Source organism: Streptomyces rugosispiralis (assembly GCF_024505145.1).
Taxonomy (GTDB): Bacteria; Actinomycetota; Actinomycetes; order Streptomycetales; family Streptomycetaceae; genus Streptomyces; species Streptomyces rugosispiralis.
Genome location: NZ_JANIAA010000017.1, coordinates 32078 through 53983, shown reverse-complemented (window position 1 = coordinate 53983; position 21906 = coordinate 32078). Strand labels below are relative to the sequence as shown.

18 protein-coding genes are annotated in these 21906 nt (G+C 72.8%); 9 read left to right on the top strand and 9 right to left on the bottom strand.

The window, feature by feature from the left end; all coding sequences use genetic code 11:
* Window positions 1-7: 7 nt before the first annotated feature.
* On the top strand, window positions 8-1300 hold the full coding sequence (locus NP777_RS47785; RefSeq protein WP_305890078.1) for a response regulator transcription factor: 1293 nt from the start codon (window positions 8-10) through the stop codon (window positions 1298-1300).
* Window positions 1301-1394: 94 nt separating this feature from the next.
* Window positions 1395-2000 carry a GOLPH3/VPS74 family protein gene (locus NP777_RS24175; protein WP_256652280.1) on the top strand — a complete coding sequence of 202 codons (606 nt, stop codon included), beginning with the start codon at window positions 1395-1397 and terminating at the stop codon, window positions 1998-2000.
* Between the two features lie 140 nt (window positions 2001-2140).
* Here NP777_RS24175 and NP777_RS24170 read toward each other — a convergent pair whose 3' ends face one another.
* The 5 genes from NP777_RS24170 to NP777_RS24150 all read right to left on the bottom strand — a co-directional run bounded on the left by NP777_RS24170 (window position 2141) and on the right by NP777_RS24150 (window position 8213).
* Window positions 2141-3370 carry a cytochrome P450 gene (locus NP777_RS24170; RefSeq protein ID WP_256652279.1) on the bottom strand — a complete coding sequence of 410 codons (1230 nt, stop codon included), beginning with the start codon at window positions 3368-3370 and terminating at the stop codon, window positions 2141-2143.
* A gap of 50 nt (window positions 3371-3420) precedes the next feature.
* Complete coding sequence (locus tag NP777_RS24165; protein ID WP_256652378.1) at window positions 3421-4065, bottom strand: TetR/AcrR family transcriptional regulator; 645 nt, start codon at window positions 4063-4065, stop codon at window positions 3421-3423.
* Window positions 4066-4067: 2 nt separating this feature from the next.
* Window positions 4068-4277, bottom strand: a complete 210-nt coding sequence (locus tag NP777_RS24160; protein WP_256652278.1) for a hypothetical protein — start codon at window positions 4275-4277, stop codon at window positions 4068-4070.
* Between the two features lie 225 nt (window positions 4278-4502).
* The gene (locus tag NP777_RS24155) at window positions 4503-7082 is read right to left on the bottom strand and encodes an alpha-L-arabinofuranosidase C-terminal domain-containing protein (protein WP_256652277.1); all 2580 of its coding nucleotides are present in this window, start codon (window positions 7080-7082) and stop codon (window positions 4503-4505) included.
* Between the two features lie 123 nt (window positions 7083-7205).
* Window positions 7206-8213 carry a LacI family DNA-binding transcriptional regulator gene (locus tag NP777_RS24150; RefSeq protein WP_256652276.1) on the bottom strand — a complete coding sequence of 336 codons (1008 nt, stop codon included), beginning with the start codon at window positions 8211-8213 and terminating at the stop codon, window positions 7206-7208.
* A 112-nt stretch (window positions 8214-8325) separates the two neighbouring features.
* Here NP777_RS24150 and NP777_RS24145 point away from each other — a divergent pair, with 112 nt between their 5' ends.
* The 4 genes from NP777_RS24145 (at window position 8326) to NP777_RS24130 (ending at window position 12510) form a co-directional block, all read left to right on the top strand.
* Entirely contained in the window at window positions 8326-9480 is a 1155-nt protein-coding gene (locus NP777_RS24145; protein ID WP_256652275.1) for a Gfo/Idh/MocA family protein, read from the top strand.
* A gap of 120 nt (window positions 9481-9600) precedes the next feature.
* Window positions 9601-10614: a permease gene (locus tag NP777_RS24140; protein WP_256652274.1), complete on the top strand. Its 1014-nt coding sequence runs from the start codon at window positions 9601-9603 to the stop codon at window positions 10612-10614.
* Window positions 10611-11342 (top strand): TIGR03943 family putative permease subunit, encoded by a 732-nt coding sequence (locus NP777_RS24135; protein WP_256652273.1) that lies wholly within the window; start codon window positions 10611-10613, stop codon window positions 11340-11342. Before NP777_RS24140 ends, NP777_RS24135 begins: the two co-directional genes overlap by 4 nt.
* 157 nt (window positions 11343-11499) lie before the next feature.
* The gene (locus NP777_RS24130; protein WP_256652377.1) at window positions 11500-12510 is read left to right on the top strand and encodes an alpha/beta hydrolase fold domain-containing protein; all 1011 of its coding nucleotides are present in this window, start codon (window positions 11500-11502) and stop codon (window positions 12508-12510) included.
* Between the two features lie 177 nt (window positions 12511-12687).
* Here NP777_RS24130 and NP777_RS24125 read toward each other — a convergent pair whose 3' ends face one another.
* Window positions 12688-14421 (bottom strand): IlvD/Edd family dehydratase, encoded by a 1734-nt coding sequence (locus NP777_RS24125; RefSeq protein WP_256652272.1) that lies wholly within the window; start codon window positions 14419-14421, stop codon window positions 12688-12690.
* Window positions 14422-14447: 26 nt separating this feature from the next.
* Complete coding sequence (locus NP777_RS24120; RefSeq protein WP_256652271.1) at window positions 14448-15266, bottom strand: SDR family NAD(P)-dependent oxidoreductase; 819 nt, start codon at window positions 15264-15266, stop codon at window positions 14448-14450.
* A gap of 155 nt (window positions 15267-15421) precedes the next feature.
* On the opposite strand from NP777_RS24120, the gene NP777_RS24115 reads away from it, so the two are divergent.
* Window positions 15422-16162 (top strand): SDR family NAD(P)-dependent oxidoreductase, encoded by a 741-nt coding sequence (locus NP777_RS24115; protein WP_256652270.1) that lies wholly within the window; start codon window positions 15422-15424, stop codon window positions 16160-16162.
* Between the two features lie 27 nt (window positions 16163-16189).
* Here NP777_RS24115 and NP777_RS24110 read toward each other — a convergent pair whose 3' ends face one another.
* The gene (locus tag NP777_RS24110; protein WP_305890077.1) at window positions 16190-19237 is read right to left on the bottom strand and encodes an ATP-binding SpoIIE family protein phosphatase; all 3048 of its coding nucleotides are present in this window, start codon (window positions 19235-19237) and stop codon (window positions 16190-16192) included.
* A 155-nt stretch (window positions 19238-19392) separates the two neighbouring features.
* Here NP777_RS24110 and NP777_RS24100 point away from each other — a divergent pair, with 155 nt between their 5' ends.
* Window positions 19393-20589, top strand: coding sequence for an acyl-CoA dehydrogenase family protein (locus tag NP777_RS24100; RefSeq protein WP_256652269.1), 1197 nt, complete (start codon window positions 19393-19395; stop codon window positions 20587-20589).
* A gap of 33 nt (window positions 20590-20622) precedes the next feature.
* Window positions 20623-21081: an RrF2 family transcriptional regulator gene (locus NP777_RS24095; RefSeq protein ID WP_256652268.1), complete on the top strand. Its 459-nt coding sequence runs from the start codon at window positions 20623-20625 to the stop codon at window positions 21079-21081.
* A 28-nt stretch (window positions 21082-21109) separates the two neighbouring features.
* On the opposite strand, the gene NP777_RS24090 is transcribed toward NP777_RS24095, so the two are convergent.
* Window positions 21110-21832, bottom strand: coding sequence for a TetR/AcrR family transcriptional regulator C-terminal domain-containing protein (locus NP777_RS24090; protein WP_256652267.1), 723 nt, complete (start codon window positions 21830-21832; stop codon window positions 21110-21112).
* Window positions 21833-21906: the final 74 nt, after the last annotated feature.

The window sequence follows — 21906 nt, the reverse complement described above, 5'->3', positions numbered from 1 at the left end:
GACGGACATGGACCTCACGGCCGCAGTCGATGTGATCCGGGCGCCCCTGGGCGAGATCCTGCCGCGCCTGTCCGCCGCGCTCTCCGAGGCGATCGGGCACCAGGCGATGGCCGAGCTCTCCGGCAACTGCCCGCACTCACCGTTCAAGGCCCATGGCGACCCGCCCGGCGACCCCGGAACCGCCATCACCTCCGCCGAGCTGGCCGCCGTCGCCCCGGTGGCACGCGCCGAGGGAACGTGGCAGGGCCGGGCGTGGATGGCCGGGGCCGAGGTGCCCGTGCTGGCCGTGCACAGCGACGCCACCGCACGGGGCGCGCTGCTCGTCCTCGTACGGACCGAGGAGACCCCCGTCCCGGCCGAGGACCTGGCGGCCGCCCGCGCCCTGTGGGACCTGGTGACCGCCCACCGCGACCGGATGGCCTTCGAGGCGGTGCCCGGGGCGCTGGGCCAGTCGCGGGCCGCCGCCGCGGCGCGGGCCACGGCCATCGCCGAACTGGCCGACGCCCACGGCGCCGCCCTGTCCGCCCTGCTCGGCGTGTTGCGCGGCCGCGATCTGGACGACCGGACCGCCCGGGCCCGCGCGGTGGACCTCGCCGTCGGCGCCCTGGCCGAGCTGCGCGCCCGGACCGACCGCGATCAGGCGCTGGTGGAGGAACCGGCCGGTGACGCCTTCGCCCGGCTCGCCGAATCGCTCCGCCCGGAGCTGCGCGGCCTGTCGGTACGGCTGGACCTCGGTCCGCCCGGCACCGAGGAGGGCGCGGACCGGCTGCTCGCCGCTGATGTGGCCAATACGGCCCGCGCGGTGGTGCGGGCCGTGGTGCACGCCATGCTGGACGAGCAGGGACCGGGCCGGGCCGGCGCGCCGCGCCCGGTGCACCGCGTGCACATCGGCTGGAAGGTCGGCGAGGGCGAGCTGCGCGCCACCGTACGGGACGACGGCCCCGGCGTCCTGCGGCGGACCGCCCTGGACGCCCGCCGGGTCGGGGAGCGGCTGGCCGCGCTGGGCGGACGGCTGGACGTGGACGCGGTCCCGGAGTGGGGCACCACGGTGACGGCCACCGTGCCGCTCGGCCCGCCGCAGCCGGCCCGCGCGGATCCGCTGGACGTCCTGGGGGCGCGCGAGCTGGAGGTGCTGGCGCGGCTGGCCCGCGGACGGCGCAACCGGCAGATCGCCCAGGAGCTTCACATCAGCGAGTCGACGGTGAAGTTCCATGTGGCGAACATCCTGGAGAAGCTCGGTGTCACCTCGCGGGGCGAGGCGGCCGCGCTGGCCCACACCTGGGGGGCCACCGGCTCCTGAGCGGCCGCTGACATGGCGTACCGGCAGGCACGTCGGCGGACAGCCTCGGGCTTCGGAACGTATCGTTGGCGAGGAACGGCGAGCGGAGCGTTTGATGACCACACCGCGGGACCTGCTGATCGTCACCCTGGACGTGGCACCCATCCGCCCCCTGGAGCGGGGCGACCTGTCGCTCGCGCTCGCGGGAGCCGAGCTGATCGACCTCCTCGGCACCGAGGCGCTCACGATCGAGGACGAGCGGATCGTGCCGGGGCTCTGCCCGCCGACCGGGGATCGCCTGCTGGACGAGGCCGCGGCGTCCCTCGTGCGCCGGCCGCCCCACGAGCCGGTCGGCGACTGGCTGTGGCGCAGGGGCCGCGGTCTGTCCTCCGCCTATCTGGACGCCCTGGAGGAGGCGGGACAGATCACCCGGCGGCGCCACGGCTGGCTGCCGCTCCGCGCCGGTCAGGCGGTGCCGGTCGACTCGCCCGCCCGCCGCCACGCGATGGACCGCTGGGCCTCGGACGAGCCGGTCCTCGCGAACCTCGCGGCGGCCATCGGCATCCGTGAGGACCCCGCGGAAGACTCCGCGGGCACGGCAGGCGACGCGACCGTGACCGTGCTCGCCGCCGTCAACGACGCCGTGATGGAGCTGGAGGCCGAGCGGCAGCGGCGGGCCATCGAGGAAGCGGCCTACGACAACATCTGGCGCGGCCAATGACCGTGTGACGGTGACGGGGGAGCGGCGGACGCCGCCGGGGGTGGCGCGGCGATCGCGGGCGGCGGCGGCCGGGCCGCCGCCGCCCGCGGCGGCGGGTCTACTCCTTCGTCACCAGGTCAGGGGCAGTTCGTAGACGTCTGTCACCAGGCCACGGGGAGTTCGTAGACGCCGTAGACCGATCCGTCGTGTTTGAACGGGATCCGCTCCAGCTCGGTGGCCGGGCGCAGGGTGGGGATACGGCGGTAGAGGGTGCCGTAGACGACCTGGAGCTCCATCCGGGCCAGCGGCTGGCCCAGGCACTGGTGCACCCCGAAGCCGAAGGCCACATGGCGGCGGGCGTCCCGCCGGAGGTCCAGCCGGTCGGGCTCGGCGAACATCCCGGGGTCGCGGTTGGCGATGTCATTGGCGAGGATCAGCCCCTCGCCCGCGCGGATGACCTCCCCGCCGATCTCGATGTCCGCCACCGCCACCCGGCGCCGCCCGCTGTGGGTGATGTGCAGATAGCGCAGCAGCTCCTCCACCGCCGAGGCGATCAGCCGGCGGTCGTCGGTGTCGCGCAGCAGCGCGAGCTGTTCGGGGTGCTCGAACAGGGCGAGAGTGCCGAGCGCGATCATGTTCGCGGTGGTCTCGTGACCCGCGATCAGCAGCAGCACACCCATCTGCGCCGCCTCGTTGCGGGACAGCTCGCCCGCCGTGACCCGCTCGGCGAGACCGGACAGCAGATCCTCCACGGGATGGGCCATCTTCTCGCCCATCAGGCCGTCCAGATACTCGATCAGGTTGCCATGGGCGGCCGAGCGCTGCTCGGGGGTGACATCCCGGTTGATGATGACCTTGCTGTTGTCCTGGAAGAAGTCGTGGTCGGCGTAGGGCACTCCGAGCAGCTGACAGATGACCAGCGAGGGCACCGGCAGGGCGAACGCCTCCACCAGGTCCACCGGGTTCGGACCGGCCAGCAGCTCGTCGATCAGATCGTCCACGATCCTCTGCACACCGGGCCGCATGGCCTCCACCCGCTTGATGGCGAACGGCGCCGTCACCATCCGCCGCAGCTGGGCGTGCTCCGGGTCGTCCTTGAGGATGAAGCTGACCCCTATACCTCCGGGCGGCATGGGGGCCTGGCGGGGGTAGCCGGGCCGGTAGATGTCGGCGCTGACCCTCGGGTCGCCCAGCAGCGCCCGCTGATCGGCGTACCGGGTCACCAGCCACGGGGTGCTGCCGTCCCAGAGGCGGACCTTCGCCAGCGGGCCCTCCCGCTGCAGGTCCCGCAGCGCCGGGGGCGGGTCGAACGGGCAGCCCGCCGCCCTGGCCATCGGAAACTCCGGGGCCCGCGCGGCGCGCTCGTCCACCGGGTTCACTGTGCTGGTCATCGCTCCCTCAATTCGTTTGAGGCGTGTGGTGGAACCCCCGTTGTCCCCCGTCAGCGGGTGACGGGCGCCAGCCACAGCCCGACGATCCCGTCGATCAGGCCGGTGGCGGCGTCGTGCCAGCTGGACCGGGGCGTGGCGGTGTTCTCGGCGAGTGCGCGTTCCCGCTCGGCGCATATGTGCAGGATCAGCTGGCGCGCCATGGCCCCGCGCTCGATGTGCACCTCGAGCGGCAGCTCGGGGAGACACCGGTTGAACCCCTCGACGGTCCGCTGGAGCGCCGGAGAGGCCAGGGACTCATCGGTCATGATCTCGTGGAGCGCCGGGTCGGTCATCACCTGGGCGCAGAACCGCGCGTACCAGGTCGGGCTGGGCAGCTCCGCCAGATGCTCGAGAACCGGACGCACCAGACAGGCCACCCAGTCCCGTACGTCGGTGGAGTCGCCGATCTCGCCCAGAATCCGCAGGCGCAACCGCTCGACCTGCTCGGCGTGTGGCCGGGCGATCGCCCGCACCAGGTCGGCCTTGGTGCCGAAGTGGTAGCCGACCGCCGCGTTGTTGCCCTGCCCGGCGGCCTCGCTGACCTGGCGGTTGGAGACCGCGTACACCCCGCGCTCGGCGAACAGCCGCTCCGCGGCGGCGAGGATCGCCCCACGCGTGGCATCGGCCCGCTCGTGCCGTACGGCCCGGTCCGCCATGGTCACCACCGCACCGGAAGGCAGCAGGGCCCGCCCACGGCCAGGCCCTCGGGCCCGGCGACCGGCAGTGCCCGGCCGGTGGTCACCGGCTTCGCGTCGGACATCCCGTCCGACTCGCTGTCCGGCACGCGGGCCGCGTCTGCGGCGTTCGGCAGCCGGGTGAACCGCGGGCCGGACGGCACCTGTAACCGCTCGCCATCTCCTGAAGTCACGACGCTCTCCCTCGCTCCGGGGCCGGGCGGTCATCGACAAGATCAGGCAACCCCATGGGGCACGCTTAAGTCAAGCGACTGAATTAAATTACCCCTCATCGTTCACATTGTCGTGATGGTCGTCCTCGGCCTGGCGGTGGGCGCGCCGGGCGGTGCGCTCGGCGGTCGAAGCCGCGGATGAGACCGCGGCCGGCGACCGACCGGGTCACCGGCCGCGAGCCCGCCTCACTTCCGCGTGGCGATCCGCATGAAGGTGATGGAGTTGGCCGGGAAGGTGTAGTCGAAGGTGGTGCCCACACCGTCGAATGTGGAACTGCTCGGCTTGATGGGCTGATCGGTGGCGGTGTTCACCGCGTCCGGGTCGCCCTGGAGCGTGGTCAGCCGTGCGGTCCGCCGGACCTTGACCCCCCGGCCGAGGTCGATCCGGGTACGGGCGGCCGCGTCCTGGGCGTTGACCACCTTGACGATGAGCTCACCGGTGGCCTTGTCGCGGGTCACCACCTGGCGGAACGGCTCGGCCACCTGGTCGTCGGTGAACGAACCCCACTTCTTCCCGTCCAGGTACAGCGTCACCTGGCGGCCGCGGACCTCGATCCGCACGTCGTACGACCGGCCCGTCTCGATCTTCGTGCCGTCCTCGGCCATCGTCTGCTTGGCGCCGTCCGTGGCCTTCTCCACGGCGGACCGGGTGTTGCCCCAGCCGCCGAGGTTCCACCAGTAGTAGTTGCCGGTGTCCTTGACCCCGAAGGCGATGAGGAAGCCCTCGCTGCCCGCGCGCTTGGTGGCCCTCAGCTTCAGGTCGTAGTTCTGCCAGCCGCTGTCGCCCGCGGTGACCATGGTGTTCTCGGCGGCGGTGTCGGACTGGACGTACGCGCCGTCCCGCACCTGCCAGGAGCCGGTCCCGGTGGCCTTGGTCCACTTGCCGTCGCCGCCGGAGAAGTCGTCGCTGAGCAGGGTGGCCCCGTCCGCCGAGGTGACCTGGACGTCGTCGTACGCGGCGCTGGTGGCCCAGGTGGACAGGCCGACGGCGCCGGTGATCGGGCCGGAGGGGAGGGACGGGGTGGCGGACGCCCGGCTCGGCACCACCTGGTCCCCGACGTTGTTCATGAACAGCTTCTGGGTCTCATAGCTGGTCGAGCCCCAGGCGGCGGCGTTGTCGAACCAGATCAGATCCGGCCGCCACTGGACGTAGTCCTCGTTGGCCAGCAGCGGGGCGTAGGAGGCCATCTCGACCACGTCGGCGTTGCGCTCCAGGCCGGTCATGTACGCGGCCTCGGCGAGGGAGTTGGAGAAGCGGTTGTCCTGCGAGGCGTATTCGCCGAGGAACACCTTCGGGCCCTGGCGGTCGTAGGAGTCGTAGCGGTTGTTGTTCTCCAGGAACCACCGCGGGCTGTTGTAGTAGTGCTCGTCGACCATCTTCACCTTGGCCGCGCGGTTCAGCTCCCACGCGCGGTCGAAGGTGACACCGCTGTCGTCGGGTCCGGAGTTGCTGATCACCGTGATCTCCGGGTGCTTGGCCTCGATGGCCTCGCGGAACTCGGTGAACCGCTCGAAGAAGGCGTCGGGGAGGTTCTCCTCGTTGCCCACCTCCAGCCGGTCCAGGCCGAAGGGGGTCGGATGGCCCATCTGAGCCCGTTTCTTGCCCCAGGTGGAGGTCACCGGCCCATTGGCGAACTCGATCAGATCGAGGGTGTCCTGGATGTGGCGCTTGAGCAGTTCGGGGTCGTCGGTGGCCTTGTTCTGGCCGCAGCCGGTGACGAGCGCGGGCACCACGGGCAGCGGTCTGGCGCCGATGTCCTCGGCGAACTGGAAGTACTCGTAGTAGCCGAGGCCGTAGGACTGGTTGTAGCCCCAGAAGTTGGCGTTGGTGGGCCGCTCCTCGACCGGGCCGACGGTGTCCTTCCACTGGTAGGACCGCTTGCGCTCCCAGCCCGGCGCCTCGTACGCCTCATGGCTTCCGGTGTTCACCAGACAGCCGCCCGGGAAGCGCAGGAAGCCCGGCTTCAGCCCGGCGATCTTTTCCGCGAGGTCCTTGCGCAGCCCGTTCGGGTGGCCCTTGTAGGTGTCGCGGGGGAAGAGGGAGACCATGTCGAGCCGGACGGTGCCGCCACCGCCCGCGGTCACCGCGAGCCGTCCGGTGGCGTCCGTGGCTCGCGCGGTGAGGGTCCCGGTGTACTTCGTCCAGCGGTCCCCGCGCACGGTGGCGCGCAGCGGGGTGGCGAGCGCGGTGGCGCCCGAGGCGGTGTGCAGACCGATCGTCAGCGGGGTGCCCGAGGGGTTGTCGGTGCGGGCCCAGACCGAGAAGTCGTACTTCTTTCCGGCCCGGACGGCGATGCCGGTGTTGTAGCCGGAGTTGGTGACGCCGTATCCCCCCCCGGCGCCGCCGCCGTCCCCGCGGAGGTCAAGCCGCAGATAGGCGCGGTTGTTCTCATTGAGCCGGGCCGCGTCGTTCACCACGCGCGCCGTGCCGGTGGCGCCACCGGTCGCCGTCTCGGTCCACGAGGTGAGCGGGGTGTACGAGGCGTTGTCGGCGGTGTCGTACTCGAAGGACCGGTTCTGGACGAGCTCGGCGTACAGCCCGCCGTCCGCCGCGCGGTTGATGTCCTCGTAGAAGACGCCGTACATCGCGTCGTCGATCTCCGGGCCCGCGCGGTCCTGATCGACGGTGATCGAGTAGTCGGTCACGGCCGCGGAGGAGGCCCCGGCGGCCGTGGGGTCGGTGAGCAACGCGGCGGCGAGCGAGGTGGTGAGCAGGGCGCTCACGGTGAGGCCGGGGCCCCGTCTGATACGTCCCGTTGTTCGCATGGCGACTCCTGTACCGCAGAATGTTCGAAATATCGGACACTGCTCAGTACTTCGAACGGACGATAGGCAGGGGACCTACGGGGCGTCAATGGCCGGTGCGCGACGGGGATATGGCACCGGCTCTCAGTCCGCCGAACGCGGCGGCGCCGTCGTGCCGCGGACCTCCAGCACCGGGGCGGTGAGGGCCACCTCGCCGGGGCGCGCGGGGTCGGCGATCCGGTCGAGCAGCCGGCGCGCGGCGCGGCGGCCGATGTCATGACCGGCGTTGTCCACGGTGGTGAGCCACAGATGGCGCAGCCGCGCGAGATAGGTGTTGTCGTAGCCGACGAGGGCGAGGTCGCCCGGCACCCGCAGGCCGAGCTCCTCGGCGGCCGACAGGGCGCCGACCCCGGCCATGTCGTTGAACGCGAAGACGGCGGTGGGCCGGTGCGGCGCGCCCAGCAGCCGGACCGTGGCCCGGTAGCCGCCCTCCTCGGTCAGATCGCCCTGCTCCACGGTCGCCGACGCGGACAGGCCGTGCTCGCGCATGACCGCCTCGAAGCCACGGCGGCGCAGTGCGCCCACCACGCCCTGCCCGGCGATATGGGCGATGTGCCGGTGGCCCAGGCCGATGAGGTGCTCGGTGGCCAGCCGGGCGCCCAGCTCGTCGTCGCCCGCGACGATGTCCACATGGGGCAGCACGGGCTCGCGGGTGCCCGCGACCACTGTGGGCACCCGCGCGGCCGCCGTGCGCACCGCCGCCGGGTCCGGGAGGGTGCCCACGGCGATCAGGCCGTCCACCCGCAGCTCGGTGAAGGTGTGGGTGAGGTCCTCGCCGAGCCGCCGGTTGAGCCGGCCGTCGGCCAGCAGGGTGCGCAGACCGCTCGCGTACAGCTCGGAGTTGAGGCCGTCGAGCAGTTCCACGAACCAGGGGTTGCGCAGATCGTTCAGGAGCACTCCGACGGTCCGGGTGCGCCGCTCGCTGAGGCTGCGCGCGGCGGCGTTGGGCCGGTAGCCGAGCTCCTCGACGGCGGCCAGGACGGCCCGCCGCTTCTCGGGGCGCACCTGCTGGGAGCCGCGCAGCACCAGGGAGACCAGCGACTTCGACACTCCGGCCCGTTCGGCGACATCGCGGATCGTCGGTGGTCTCATGGTCTGGACCGTTCCACAGGGTGGATGCGGTTGTCAAAGGGGGTTGACACCTGCGGGGATGGCTTTCAGTGTGGGTCGGGAAAGATCTGGAACGGTCCAAAGAAGGGCAGTCATGGTGAGCACGCTCGGGGTCGCCGTCGTGGGATTCGGCTGGATGGGACGGGTGCACACCCAGGCGTACGTCCGGCTGCCGCACCACTTCCCGCAACTGGCCGTACGGCCCGAACTGGTCGCCGTCGCCGACGAGGTGCCCGGCCGCGCCGAGGAGGCCGCCGGGCGGTACGGCTTCGCCACCGCCGCCCGGGACTGGCAGGAGGTGGCCGCCGACCCCCGGGTCCAGGCGGTGAGCATCGCCGCGCCGAACTTCCTGCACCGCGAGATCGGCGTCGCCATGGCCCGTGCGGGCAAGCACATCTGGATCGAGAAGCCGGTCGGGCTCACCGCCGACGACGCCCGCGCGGTCGCCGGGGCCGTGGCCGAGGCCGGGGTCCAGGGCGCGGTCGGCTTCAACTACCGCAACGCACCCGCTGTCCAGACCGCCCGCGCGCTGATCGCCGCCGGGGAGATCGGCACCGTCACCCACGCCCGCGTCCGCCTCTTCAGCGACTACGCCGCCCACCCCGAAGGGGCCCTGACCTGGCGGTACGAACGTGCGCGGGGCGGCAGCGGAGTGCTGGGCGACCTCGCCTCCCACGGGGTGGACCTGGCCCGCTTCCTGCTCGGCGAGATCGACGCGCTGACCGCCGACACCGCCGTGTTCGTACCCGAACGGGCCCGGCCCACCGGCGCCACCGCCGGTCACACCCGGGCCACCGGCGGCGAGCTGGGCCCGGTGGAGAACGAGGACTACGTCTCGTGTCTGCTGCGCTTCGCCTCCGGTGCCCGCGGGGTGCTGGAGGCGTGCCGGGTCTCGGTCGGCGAACAGAACACCTACGGCTTCGAGATCCACGGCACCGAGGGCGCGGTGTTCTGGGACTTCCGGCGCATGGGCGAACTCGGCGTCAGCCGCGGCACCGCGTACCAGGACCAGCCCGTGTCCACCGTGTACGTCGGCCCCGGGCACGGTGAGTACGCCGCCTTCCAGCCCGGCTCGGCCAACGGTATGGGCTATGACGATCTGAAGGTGATCGAGGCGTACCACTTCCTGCGCTCCATCGCCGAGGGCACGGCCCACGGCGCCACCCTGGACGACGCCGTGCACAGCGCCACCGTGCTGGACGCCATGACCCGCTCCGCCGACCTGGGCACGTGGGTGAGCCTGGGCTGAGCCGAGCGGCGGACGACTTCCGGTTCATGGCGGCCGCGGTGAGCACACGGGGCCGAACCGGCGTACTGGAGGGGGCGGGGAACCGCGCCACACACCCTCGACGCCGGAGGTACCTCACCCGTGACCACCACGACCGAAGCGGCCCCGACCGCGGCCGATCGCCGCGACGCGGGCGATCCGCGGGGCGGGCGGTTCGATTCCTCCCTCGGCCTCATCATGCTGCTGCTCGTGGTGGTCGTCGCACAGGGGCCGGTCCGCCGGGCGCTGTCGGCCCCGGTGGCACAGAGCTGGATGACCGTGTTCACCGCGGTGGTCCTCCAGGCCCTGCCCTTCCTCGTGCTCGGGGTGCTGCTGTCGGCGCTCATCGCGGTGTTCGTCCCGCCGTCGTTCTTCGCCCGCGCGCTGCCGCGGCGTCCCGCCGTCGCGGTGCCGGTGGCGGGCGTGGCCGGGGCGGTGCTGCCCGGCTGTGAATGCGCCTCCGTCCCGGTGGCCGGGGCGCTGGTGCGCAGGGGCGTCACCCCCGCGGCGGCGCTGGCGTTCCTGCTGTCCGCCCCGGCGATCAACCCGATCGTGCTGACCGCCACCGCCGTCGCGTTCCCCCGCCAGCCGCAGATGGTGCTCGCCCGGTTCGTGGCGAGTCTGTTCGTGGCGTGTGCGATGGGCTGGCTGTGGCAGCGGCTGGGGCGGGCCGACTGGCTGCGCCCACCGGCCCGCCCCGCCTTCCACGGCCACGGCAAGGGCGCCGCGTTCTGGGCGTCCGTGCGCCACGATGTGATGCACGCCGGTGGCTTCCTCGTCGTCGGCGCGATGGCCGCCGCCACCCTCAAGGCCGTGGTCCCGGCGAGCTGGCTGCGCGGGGCCGCCGATGACCCGGTCGTGTCGATCCTGGCCCTGGCCGTGCTCGCGGTGCTGCTGTCGATCTGCTCGGAGGCCGACGCCTTCGTGGCCGCGTCCCTGTCGCAATTCTCGCTCACCGCACGGCTGGCGTTCCTCGTCGTCGGGCCGATGATCGACCTGAAGCTGTTCGCCATGCAGACCGGTACCTTCGGCCGCGGCTTCGCGCTGCGGTTCGCGCCCGCCACCTTCGTTCTCGCCGTCCTGGTGTCGACCCTGGTCGGGGCGGTGCTGCTGTGAACCGGAAGGCTCAGGCGATCGTGTTGTTCCTGGTCGGCGGGGCGGTGCTGCGGGCCGGATCGACCGACCTCTATCTGCGCTATGTGAAGGCGGGGCTGCGCCCGTTGCTCCTCGCGGCCGGTGTCGTCCTGATGGCGGCCGCCGTCGCCACCGTCTGGTACGAGCGGCGGACGCGCACGGCCGGTGAGGACGCGGGGGAGGGCGAAGGCGGCCACGCGCACCGGGAACCACGTGTCTCCTGGCTCCTGGTGCTCCCGCTGTTCGCCCTCATCCTGGTGGCGCCGCCCGCGCTCGGCTCGTACACGGCCATGCACACCGGCACGGCGCTGCAACGCCCTTGGGGCTTCCCCGCCCTCCCCGCCGGGGACCCGCTGCCGCTCAATGTGGCCGACTACGCCGGGCGCGCGGTGTACGACCACGGTCGCTCCCTGGAGCACCGGAGGGTCAAGATCACCGGCTTTGTCGCGCTCGACGGCCACGGCGCCCCCTACCTCGTCCGGATGGCGCTCAACTGCTGTGCCGCCGACGCCCAGCCCGTCAAGATCGGCCTGACCGGACGGATGCCGACGGTGCTGCAGCCCGACACCTGGCTCCAGGTCATCGGCACCTACACCCGCAAGCGGACCAAGGACCCGGTGGGCGGTGGCGCCATTCCGTACCTCGAGGTCAGCCGGTCCACGCCGGTCCCGGCCCCGCGCGATCCGTACGACGAGAGCTGGAACGGCTGACCGACGGGGGCTGGAACGGCAGCGGGCTGACCGGGGGTCAGGCCGCCCCGGCCGCCTCGCCACCCGGCCGGATACAATCCGCCGCGTGGCTGCTGATCTTGAGGCAATGGGCGGCCGACCATTGGAGTTCTTCCTGCCACCCCCCTGGGAGCCGACCATGGAGCACACCTCGCCCGAACGGACGGCCACGGCGCCGCTCGGACCACCGCCGCCGTTCGACCCGGAACTCACCTCGGCGCTCGCGGCCATCCATGAGCTCGTGCCGCCCGGCGGATCCGGGGCCGATCCGGGTGCGACGCCCCCCGAGGACGTGCCCGGACTGGCACCGGTGACGAACGAGGCCCTGGAGCGCGACGGGGTCTTCCGGGTCGAGGAGCGGTCCGTCCCCGGCCCGGCGGGCGCGCCGGACGTCTCCCTGCTGATCTGCCGTTTGGCGGACGCGGCCACTCCGGTGCCCGCGCTCTACCACATCCACGGGGGCGGCATGACGGTCGGTGACAACCGTACCGGCATGCCGGAGATGCTCGACCTCGCCCAGGAGCTGGGACTCTCCGTGGTCTCCGTGGAGTACCGCCTGGCGCCCGGGACCCAGCACCCGGGGCCGGTCGAGGACTGCTACGCCGGTCTGGTCTGGACGGCCGAACACGCCGCCGAGCTGGGCATCGACCCGGGGCGCGTCATTGTCGCCGGGGGCAGCGCGGGCGGTGGCCTCGGCGCGGCCGTCGCCCTGCTGGCCCGGGACCGCGGCGGCCCCGCCCTGTTCGGGCAGCTGCTGATGTGCCCCATGCTGGACGACCGCAACGACACGCCCTCCGCCCGGCAGCTGACCGGCGTCGGGGTGTGGGACAGGGCCGCCAACGAGGCCGGGTGGACGGCGCTGCTGGGCGCCGCGCGCGGGGGTGACGATGTCTCGCCGTACGCCGCACCGGCCCGTGCGGCGGATCTGTCCGGTCTGCCGCCCGCGTTCATCGACGTGGCGTCCGCCGAGACCTTCCGCGACGAGGACGTCGACTACGCCTGCCGCATCTGGCTGGCCGGGGGACAGGCCGAACTGCACGTCTGGGCCGGCGGCTTCCACGGATTCGACAGCATGGCACCGCAGGCGGCCATCTCGCGGGACGCCCGGGAGGCGCGGCTGCGGTGGCTGCGCAGGCTCCTGGCCGACTGACGGCGGGCCGCGCGGTGACCGTGGGGACGGTCATGTGGTGATCCGTGGGGATGGCCGCGTGGTGACCGGGACGGCCGCGTGGTGACCGTACGGACGGCCGCGTGGTGACCGTACGGACGGCCGCGTGGTGATCCGTGGGCGGACCACCACACGACCGTGAGAGTCAGTGGTCGGCGGTCAGTGGGACTCTCGGGGCACCGGATGTCCGCTGCCGCCGACCAGGAAGTCCAGGTCAAGGCCCTGGTCCGCCTGCAGCACATGCTCGGTGTACAGCCTGCTCCAGCCCCGGTCGGCGACCGGCGGCGGGGGCTCCCAGGCGGCCCGTCGGCGCTCCAGCTCCTCCTCGCCCACGTCCAGGGTCAGCGTACGCGCCGGGACGTCCAGCGTGATCCAGTCGCCGTCGCGCACCAGCGCGAGCGGGCCGCCGACGGCGGATTCGGGGGACACATGGAGCACCACGGTGCCGAAGCCGGTGCCGGACATCCGGCCGTCACAGATGCGCACCATGTCCTCGACGCCCCTGCGCAGCAACTTGGGCGGCAGCACCACATTGGACACCTCGGGCATGCCCGGATAGCCGCGCGGGCCGCTGCCCCGGATCACCAGCACGGTGTTCTCGTCCACCGGCAGATCCTCGTCGGCGTGCACGGCGAGGTAGTCCTCCGGGGTGTCGAACACCAGGGCCTGGCCACGGTGGGTGAGCAGACGGCGCGATGCGGCGGACTGTTTGATCACCGCGCCGTTCGGCGCGAGATTGCCGCGCAGTACGGCGGTGCCGGTGCCGGCCTCCTGGAACGGGTCGTCCAGCGTCCGGATCACCTCGCGGTTCCAGCACTCGGCGTCGGCGACGTTCTCCGCCACCGTACGGCCGGTCACCGTGGTCGGCTCCGGGTGCAGCAGCGCGCCCAGCTCGCGCATCACCACCGGCAGCCCACCGGCGTAGCAGAAGTCCTCCATCAGGAACCGTCCGGAGGGCTGCAGATCGACCAGCGTGGGCACCTCCCGGGCCAGCGCGTCGAAGTCGTCGAGAGCCAGCGGCACCCCCAGCCGTCCCGCGATGGCCAGCAGATGGATCACCGCGTTGGTGGAGCCGCCGATGGCCGCGTTGACCCGGATCGCGTTCTCGAACGCCTCCCGGGTCATGATCTGAGACGGCCGCAGATCCTCCTCCACCATGGCCACGATCCGCTGCCCGGCGCGCTGCGCCGTCTCGTACCGCCGCGAGTCCACCGCCGGCCAGCTCGCCGAATAGGGGAGCTGCATACCGAGCGCCTCGGCCATCGACGCCATGGTGGACGCGGTGCCCATGGTCATGCAGTGCCCGTTGGACCGGGCCATACAGCCCTCGGCGAAGAAGCACTCCTCCTGGGTCATCCGCCCGGCCGCCAACTCGGCCTCGAACCGCCACACCTGGGTGCCCGAGCCCACATCCCCGCCCCGGTACTTGCCGTTGAGCATCGGGCCGCCGGTGACCATGATGGCCGGCAGATCGACGCTGGAGGCGGCCATCAGCAGCCCCGGGGTGGTCTTGTCACAGCCGGACAGCAGCACCACACCGTCCAGCGGATTGGCCCGTATCAGCTCCTCGGCCTCCATGGCCAGCAGATTGCGGTAGAGCATCGCGGTGGGTCGCATCAGCGTCTCGCCCAGCGCCATCGCGGGGAACTCCAGCGGAAAGCCACCGGCCTGCCACACCCCGCGCTTCACCGACTCGGCCACCCGCCGCAGATGGCTGTTGCAGGGCGCCAGCTCCGACCACGTCGTGGCGATGCCGATCACCGGACGGCCGTCGAACACCTCACTGGTATAGCCCTGGTTGCGCATCCAGGACCGATAGACCATCCCGGACCGGCCCTCCGCACCGAACCAGGCCGCGCTGCGCCGACGGCCGTGTGTTCCCGTGTCAGTCATTTCCGCACTCCCTCTGGCGATCCTTGTCAGCGAAGGGTGATGACGTTTCCGGTGATGAGCGCGGCCTCGTCCGAGGCGAGGAAGACGATGGTCCTCGCGACGTCGGCCGGATCGGCGACATGGAAATGGGTGGGGCTCGCGGCGACGAACCGCCGGACCTCGTCCGTGACCCACCCGGTGTCGGTCACGGGCGGCCGCACCACATTGGCCGTGATGCCGAGGCCGGCCAACTCCGCGGCCGCCGACAGCGTGTAGTCGGTCTGGGCGGCCTTCGCGGCGCCGTAGGACACCTCTCCGGGGAAACCGAGCTCCCCTCCCGACGTCAGGCCCACGATCCGCCCCCAGTCGGCACCGCGCGCCCGGTGGCGGCGGGCCAGCTCGCCGATCAGCAGCGCGGGCGCCATCGCGTCCACCGAGAACTGCCGGGACCAGGTCTCCGCGGTGACGGGGCGCAGCGGCCGGTCGAACCGGTCGGCCGAATCGGGGGTGAAGGTGTCCTGGATCCACCCCGAGGCGTTGTTGACCAGGATGTCGACCGGGCCCAGGCGGTCCTCGGCGAGGTCGAAGAGCCGCTCCGGAACCGCCGGGTCGCCGAGGTCCGCCTCAAAAGCCTCGGCGCGCCCTCCGGCCCGGCGGATCTCGGCCGCGACCTCTTCACCGTCGGTGGATCGCGCGGCGTGGTACGGATCCGGGGCGTCCCCCTCGCCGGTGCCGGATGGCGGTCGCAGATAGGTGCAGAGCACCGCGACACCGCGGGCCGCCAGCGCTCGTGCCGTCGCGGCCCCGATTCCCTGGTTCGCCCCCGTCACCAGGGCGACATGGCTGGTTGACGATGTTTCCCGCATCCCCGCAGTACAGCAAAGACGAGCGCCACGCGGAAGATCGTGTCTCCGTTCAGCCCTCGGGGCGGCGAGCCGTACGGCCCGGTGGGGGTGGGTGCGGTAAGCATCCGGTGCGTGTGGTGTGGATCGGTGTCCGGCCTACGGTGAGGAGTGTCCGTATGAGGGGTGAGCTGTCCGGTGCCACGGCCCTGGTCACCGGCGCCACGGCGGGGATCGGCCGGGCCGTGGCGCTGCGGCTGGGCGCGCTGGGGGCCGAGGTCGTCGTCCACGGCCGGGACGCGCGCCGGGGCGCGGAGGTGGTCGAGGAGGTGTCCGCGGCGGGGGCCACGGCCAGGTTCGCGGCGGCGGATCTGGCCGAGGCCGACGATGTGCGGCGGCTGGCCGCCGAGGCGGGGGACGTGGACATCCTGGTCAACAACGCGGGCGTCTACCGGTTCGCGGACACCGCCGGGACCTCGTCCGAGATGTTCGACGTCCATATGGCCATCAACGCCCGCGCACCGCTTCTGCTGGTCGGGCGGCTCGCGCCGGGTATGGCCGCCCGGGGCCACGGGGCCATCGTCAACCTCAGCACCATCGCCGCCGGTGCCCCCGCCCGCGACGCCGGGGCGTACGGCGCCTCGAAGGCCGCGCTGGAACTGCTGACCCGGGTGTGGGCCGATGAGTTCGGCGGCCGGGGAGTCCGGGTCAACGCCGTCCGTTCGGGCCCGGTCCGCACCCCGGGCACCTCCGAGATGGGGGAGGAGGCCCTGCGGACCGTGGTGCGGGCCACGGTCCTGGACCGGCCCGCGGTGCCCGAGGAGATCGCCGAGGCCGTGCTCTTCCTCGTCTCCGCGCGGGCGAGCTACATCACCGGCGCCATCCTGGAGGCCCGGGGCGGCGAGCCGGCCATCGGCTGACGCACGCCGGCCCCTGGGGCGGCCTCATCAGGACGCTGCGCCGGTCCACGCGATGGGCTGCTCCGTCCAGATGCACTTGCCCTCGGCGGTGTAACGGGTCCCCCAGCGCTGCGACAGCGCGGAGACCAACTGCAGCCCCCGGCCTCCCTCGTCCGTCTCGGCGGCCCGGCGGATCCGGGGAGTGGTGGCGCTGGCGTCCGAGACCTCGCAGATCAGCGATCCGCCGCGGATCAGCCGGAGCCGGGTCGGCCCCCTGGCGTGCCGGACGACATTGGCGACCAGCTCGCTGGCCAGTAGTTCGGTGGTCATGACCAGCTCGTCGAGACCCCATGCCTGGAGCTGTTCGCGCACATGGGCGCGGGCGAGACCGGCGGCCACCGGGTCCGCCGGCAGTGGCCACCCGGCGGTGTTCCCGGACGCCAGCCCGTGCAGCCGGGCGATCAGCAGGGCGGTGTCGTCGGCGGTCAGCCGCTTCGTGGGCAGCATGGCCCCGACCAGGAGGTCGCAGAGCCGGTCGAGCCGGTCGTGGTCCGTCCCGTGCGGGCCGCCCGCCCCGCGGCCGCTCATCCGGGGGCGGGGCGGAGGACAGGTGAGGAGACGGCCGTACTCGCTGGTCAGCACCTGGGTGCACTCGGCGATACCGGTGTCGATGTCGCGCGCCGCGGACTCCACCAGGCCGTCGGTGTACATCACCAGCAGACTCCCGTCGGGCAATCGCAGATCCACCGTGGAGAACGGGGGCTCCCCGGCGCCCAGCGGCGGATCGGGCGTCGGCCCCAGGCACTCCACGCTGCCGTCGGGGCGCACGATCAGGGGCGGGGGATGACCGGCGCGGGCGAGGGAGCAGTGCCCCGTGATGGGGTCGTACACCGCGTACAGACAGGTGGCGAAGGAGTCGTCGCCCAGATCGCTGACGACCTCGTTCAGATGGGCCAGGACCTCCTCGGGGGGCAGCTCGAGGTTGGCGAGCGTGTGCACGGCGGTGCGCAGCCGCCCCATGGTGGCGGCCTCGGCCAGACCGTGGCCCATCACATCGCCGATGACGAGGGCCACCCGTTCAGCGGACAGCGGGATCACGTCGTACCAGTCGCCACCGATGTCCGTACCGCTGCTGGCGGGCAGATAGCGGACGGCGGGGGTGAGGGTGGCCGGTGAGGGCAGGACCCGGGGCAGCAGACCGCGCTGGAGGGCTTGGGCGCGGGCGTGCTCGGTGTCGTAGAGCCGGGCCCGGGCCAGCGCCTGGGCGACCATTCCGCTGAGTGCGGTGAGCAGGGTGCGCTCATCGGCGGACAGGTGCCGGGGCTCGTCGAAGGAGACGCTGCAGGTGCCGATGGCGTTGCCGGAGGCGATCAGCGGAAGCACGGCCCAGGCGTTCTTCCGTGCGATGGCGGGGTTGCCGGTGAGATCGGGGAACAACCGCTCGTACTCCTCGGTCGAGGCGATGAAGCGCGGCCGGCGCGAGCCGAGCACTTCGTTGAGCAGCCGGTAGCCCCCGAACGCCGGGACCCCGTCGACCCTGCTGAGGAAGGCCCGGGGATAGCCCACGGACCCCACCACGTTCAGCCGGCCGCCCTCCAGACACAGCATCAGCAGACCCGAGGCGCCGAACGGCGGCAGCACATGGGCGGCCACGACCTGGACGACGTCCTGGGTGGTCACCGCGTCGGCGAGCGCGTTGCCCAACTCGCCGATGCGGGCGGCCTGTTCGGCGCCGACACGCTCGGCCTCCGCGCGCCGCGCGGCCTGGGTGCGCCGTTCGGTGACATCGGTGAGATAGGCCGTCAGCCCATCGGGCACCGAGACCAGCCGGATGTGGTACCAGCGGCCGTCGGTGGGCCACTGGATGTCGAACCCGGTCGGCCTGCCGTCGGAGGCGGCGCGCCGGCAGCGGTCCTCCAACTCGGGGACCGTGCCCGCGGGGCCCTCCCAGAGCGGCCGGCCGAGCACCTCTCCGGCCGGGCCGACCAGGCGCTCGGCCTCGACATTGAGGAAGGTGATCCGCCAGTCCCGGTTCACCGCGAAGAACGCGTCGCTCATGTAGCGCAGCGCCTGCCCCACCGACTCCCGCGCCATCCGGCTCTCGGTGGTGTCCCAGACCTTCCCGAGCATGCGGACCGGCTCGCCGTTCGCGTCGAGCTCGAGATGGGCGCGGCTCTGCACCCAGCCGGTGGTGCCGTCGGGGCGGCGGACCCGGTACTCGGCCTCGTAGCCGCTCCGCTCGCGCAGCGACTTCTCGGTGGCGGCCATCACCCGCGGCATGTCCTCCGGGTGGATCAGGTCGAGCCAGCTCTCGATCCGCCGCTCGTAGCCACCTGGGAGGCCGAGAAGCGTCAGCCCCGCCCGGTCCCAGCGCATCTCACCGGTGTGGATGCCCCATTCCCAGGAGCCGGCCTTGACCGCGTCCAGGGACTGCTGGAGCACCGAGCCGCCCGGCCGCTGCTGCCACCAGGGGTGCTCGTCGCAGTCGTCGACCGCGGCTCCCGAGCGTGCGAGGCGGCGCTCCGCCCAGCGTCCCACCGCCTCGAGGAAGGCGGCCTGCTCAGGGGCCGGCTCCCGCGGGCCGGTGAGGACGGACAGCGCGCCCACCGGCCCGTCCGGCCCGCTCAGCGGAACGGACGCCACCGTGGTCGCCGCCGGGAGGCTCCCGGCGGCGGCGCGGGCGGCCTCAGCGGGCCCGGCGGCTTCCCCGGGCCCGGCGGTCTCTCCGACCCCGGCGGTCTCTCCGACCCCGACGGCCTCGCCGGACGCCGCCGGCAGCCATACGAAGCGGCCGTCCCGTACCGCGCGGGCGGGGGCGAGCGGGGCATCGTCCTGGCGGATCTCCTCCCAGCCGCCCAGGGCGGGCAGCGGCAGCCCGCTGGCGAGGACCAGGCGCAGCGTACGGCTCCCGGCCGGGCCGCAGGACCAGTGCACCAGGCCCGCCAGGCCGCCCAGCTCGGAGACCGCCTGGTCCAGGGCGTGCTGCAGCACCTCGCGGTCGGTGAGCGCCGTGCCGACCGCCGAGAGGAGGGATAGCCGTTCATCGCCCCATGAGTGGGAGCGCCCCACCGCGTCTGTTCCGCGCCGCTCCACCATTCCAGGACCTCACTCACGGAATAGGGCGTTCTCGGACAAACGTAGCACTGGCATATGCCGCACATCACTTGGTGGACGTCCACCGCCAAGTTCCCTATTTTCCCTACTGGAAAAATAGGGAATGATGGAGTCCGGCCGAATGGAGGGGAGCGGGCGTGACGGTGGTGGATGCGGCGGCCGAAGCGCCCGACCGCGCGTGGTGGCTGCAGATCGCCGGAGAGGCGGCGGACGACCTCGCCACGGACGCGGTCGTTCGCGATCAGGCAGGTAAGACGCCGTACGACGAGATCGCGCGGCTCCGCGAGGCGGGGCTGCTGGCGCTGCTGATCCCCGTCGAGCACGGCGGCGGGGGAGCGGGCTGGTCCACGGCCTGCGCCGTCGTACGGAAGATCGCAGCGGCCGATGGCGCGATCGGCCAGGTGCTCGGCTGTCACTACCTGCTGTCCTTCAGCGCCCGCTTCTTCGGCGGGGCCGAGCTCGCGGCCCGGGTGGAGCGCGAGTCGGCGGCCGGGCAGTGGTGCTGGGGCGGCGGTCTGGCCCCCCGCGAGCCACGGCTGACGCTCACCTCCGGGCGGGACGGCCGGCTGGTGAACGGACGCCAGGGGTACGCCACCGGCGTCCTGGTCGCCGACCGGCTGGCCGTCCGCGCCACCCACGCCGACACCGGCGAACCGCTGGCCGTGCTCGTCGACACCGCCCACCCCGGTGTGGTGTGCGGCGGCGACGACGGGGACACCTTCGGACAGCGGCTGGCGGCCGGCGGCAGCGTGGAGTTCGACGCGGTGCCGGTCGGGGACGACGCGGTGCTCGGCACGCTCTCCTGGGACGAGGACACCCTCTCGCCGTTCAGCGGCCTGGCCGCGCCGACCGGCCGACTGGTCTCGGCGCAGATATGTCTCGGGATCGCGCAGGGGGTGCTCGCCGAGGCCCGCGAGTACACCAGGGCGGTGCACGCTCCCTGGCCGCACACCTCCCCGCGCGATCCGCACGCGCTGACCACCTACGGGGAGCTGACCGTCGCCACCTTCTCCGCCGCCGCCCTCGCCGACCAGGCGCTGGAGGCCCTGGACGGCGGGCTGGCGCGCGGCGAGGACCTGACCGACGACGAATGCGCCGAGATCACCGTGCTCGCCGCCGCGGCCGAGGCCGCCGCCTCCCGGGCCGCCCACGACGCCACCGCCCGCGCCCTGGACGTCGTCGGCGCCCGCTCCGCCTCCTCCGCCTACGGATTCGACCGCTTCTGGCGCAACGCACGCACCCACACCCTCTACGACCCCGTCGCCCACCGGCTCCACGAGGTCGGGGACTACTTCCTCAACGGCGAGCACCCCCCGTTCACCCTGCCCTTCTGACGGCCCGGCGTTCAGGTGGCGGATAATCGGCGCATGCGGATCTCGGCGAAGGCGGACTATGCGGTGCGGGCGGCGTTGGAACTGGCCGTGGCGGGGGAGGACACCTCCGTCAAGGCCGAGGCGATCGCCGCCGCGCAGGGCATCCCGCACAAGTTCCTGGAGGGGATCCTGGGCGATCTGCGCCGGGGCGGCCTGGTGGCCAGCCAGCGCGGCGGCAAGGGCGGCTACCGGCTGGCCCGCCCGGCGGACGCCATCAGCATCGCCGAGGTGATCCGGGTGGTCGACGGCCCGCTGGTGTCGGTGCGCGGAGTGCGCCCGCCCGAGCTGTCGTACTGCGGCCCCGCGGAGTCGCTGCTGCCGCTGTGGATCGCGGTACGGGCCAACGTACGCAAGATCCTCGGCGAGGTGACCCTCGCGGAGGTGGCCGCGGCCAAGCTGCCCGGCGACGTCCTGGGTCTCGCCGAGGACCCGGAGGCGTGGACCAACCCCTAGGCCTCCCCTAGGCCTCCCCTGGACCTTCTTACGAGCCCGCGTCCAGGCCGTCGACCATGCGGTCGAGCAGCCGGGCGAACGTGGCGTCGGGGGTGAGCGGGCGTACCGGGGCGGAGAGGGCCTCGGCCAGCTCCGGATGGTGGCCGTCGGCGGCCACCGCGGCGAGATAGCGGGCTTCGGCGGCGGCTTGCCCGGGGGAGGCGGAGAGGGCGGCCTGGGCGATCTCGTCGGCGACGAGTCTGGCGGCGAAACCCGTGATCAGGCTGAACACCTCCAGCTTCGCGCCGCCGTCCAGCGCGGTGGGCCGCAGGGCGGCGAGCGCGTGTTCCAGGAAGGCCAGGGTGTTGGGCCCGAGGGACCAGCGGCGGTTGAACAGCGCGGCGGGCAGCCAGGGGTGGCGGAGCATCAGGGCGCGCTGGGCATGGGCGATGGCCTTTAGATCGGCACGCCAGTCGCCGGTCAGCGGGTCCGGCGGTGACAGCTCGCCGCTCACATGGTCGACCATCAGCTGCAGCAGCGTCTCCTTGTCGGGGGCGTAGCTGTACAGCGACATCACCCCGGCGCCGACTTGCGAGGCCACCCGCCGCATGGTGACCGCGTCGATTCCCTCCGCGTCCGCGAGAGCGACCGCCGCGGCGGTGATCGCCGTACGGCTGAAGGCGGGTTTGCGCCCCTTGCGGGGGCGGTCGGAGTTCAGCCACAGCTGTTGGGGGTCGACGCCTCCGGCGCCGGACCCGTCACCGCGCACCACGACCTGATCGCTCCTTCCCCGCCACGGCGACTTGCCCCGCCATGGCGACTTGCCCCGCCATGGCGACTTGCCCC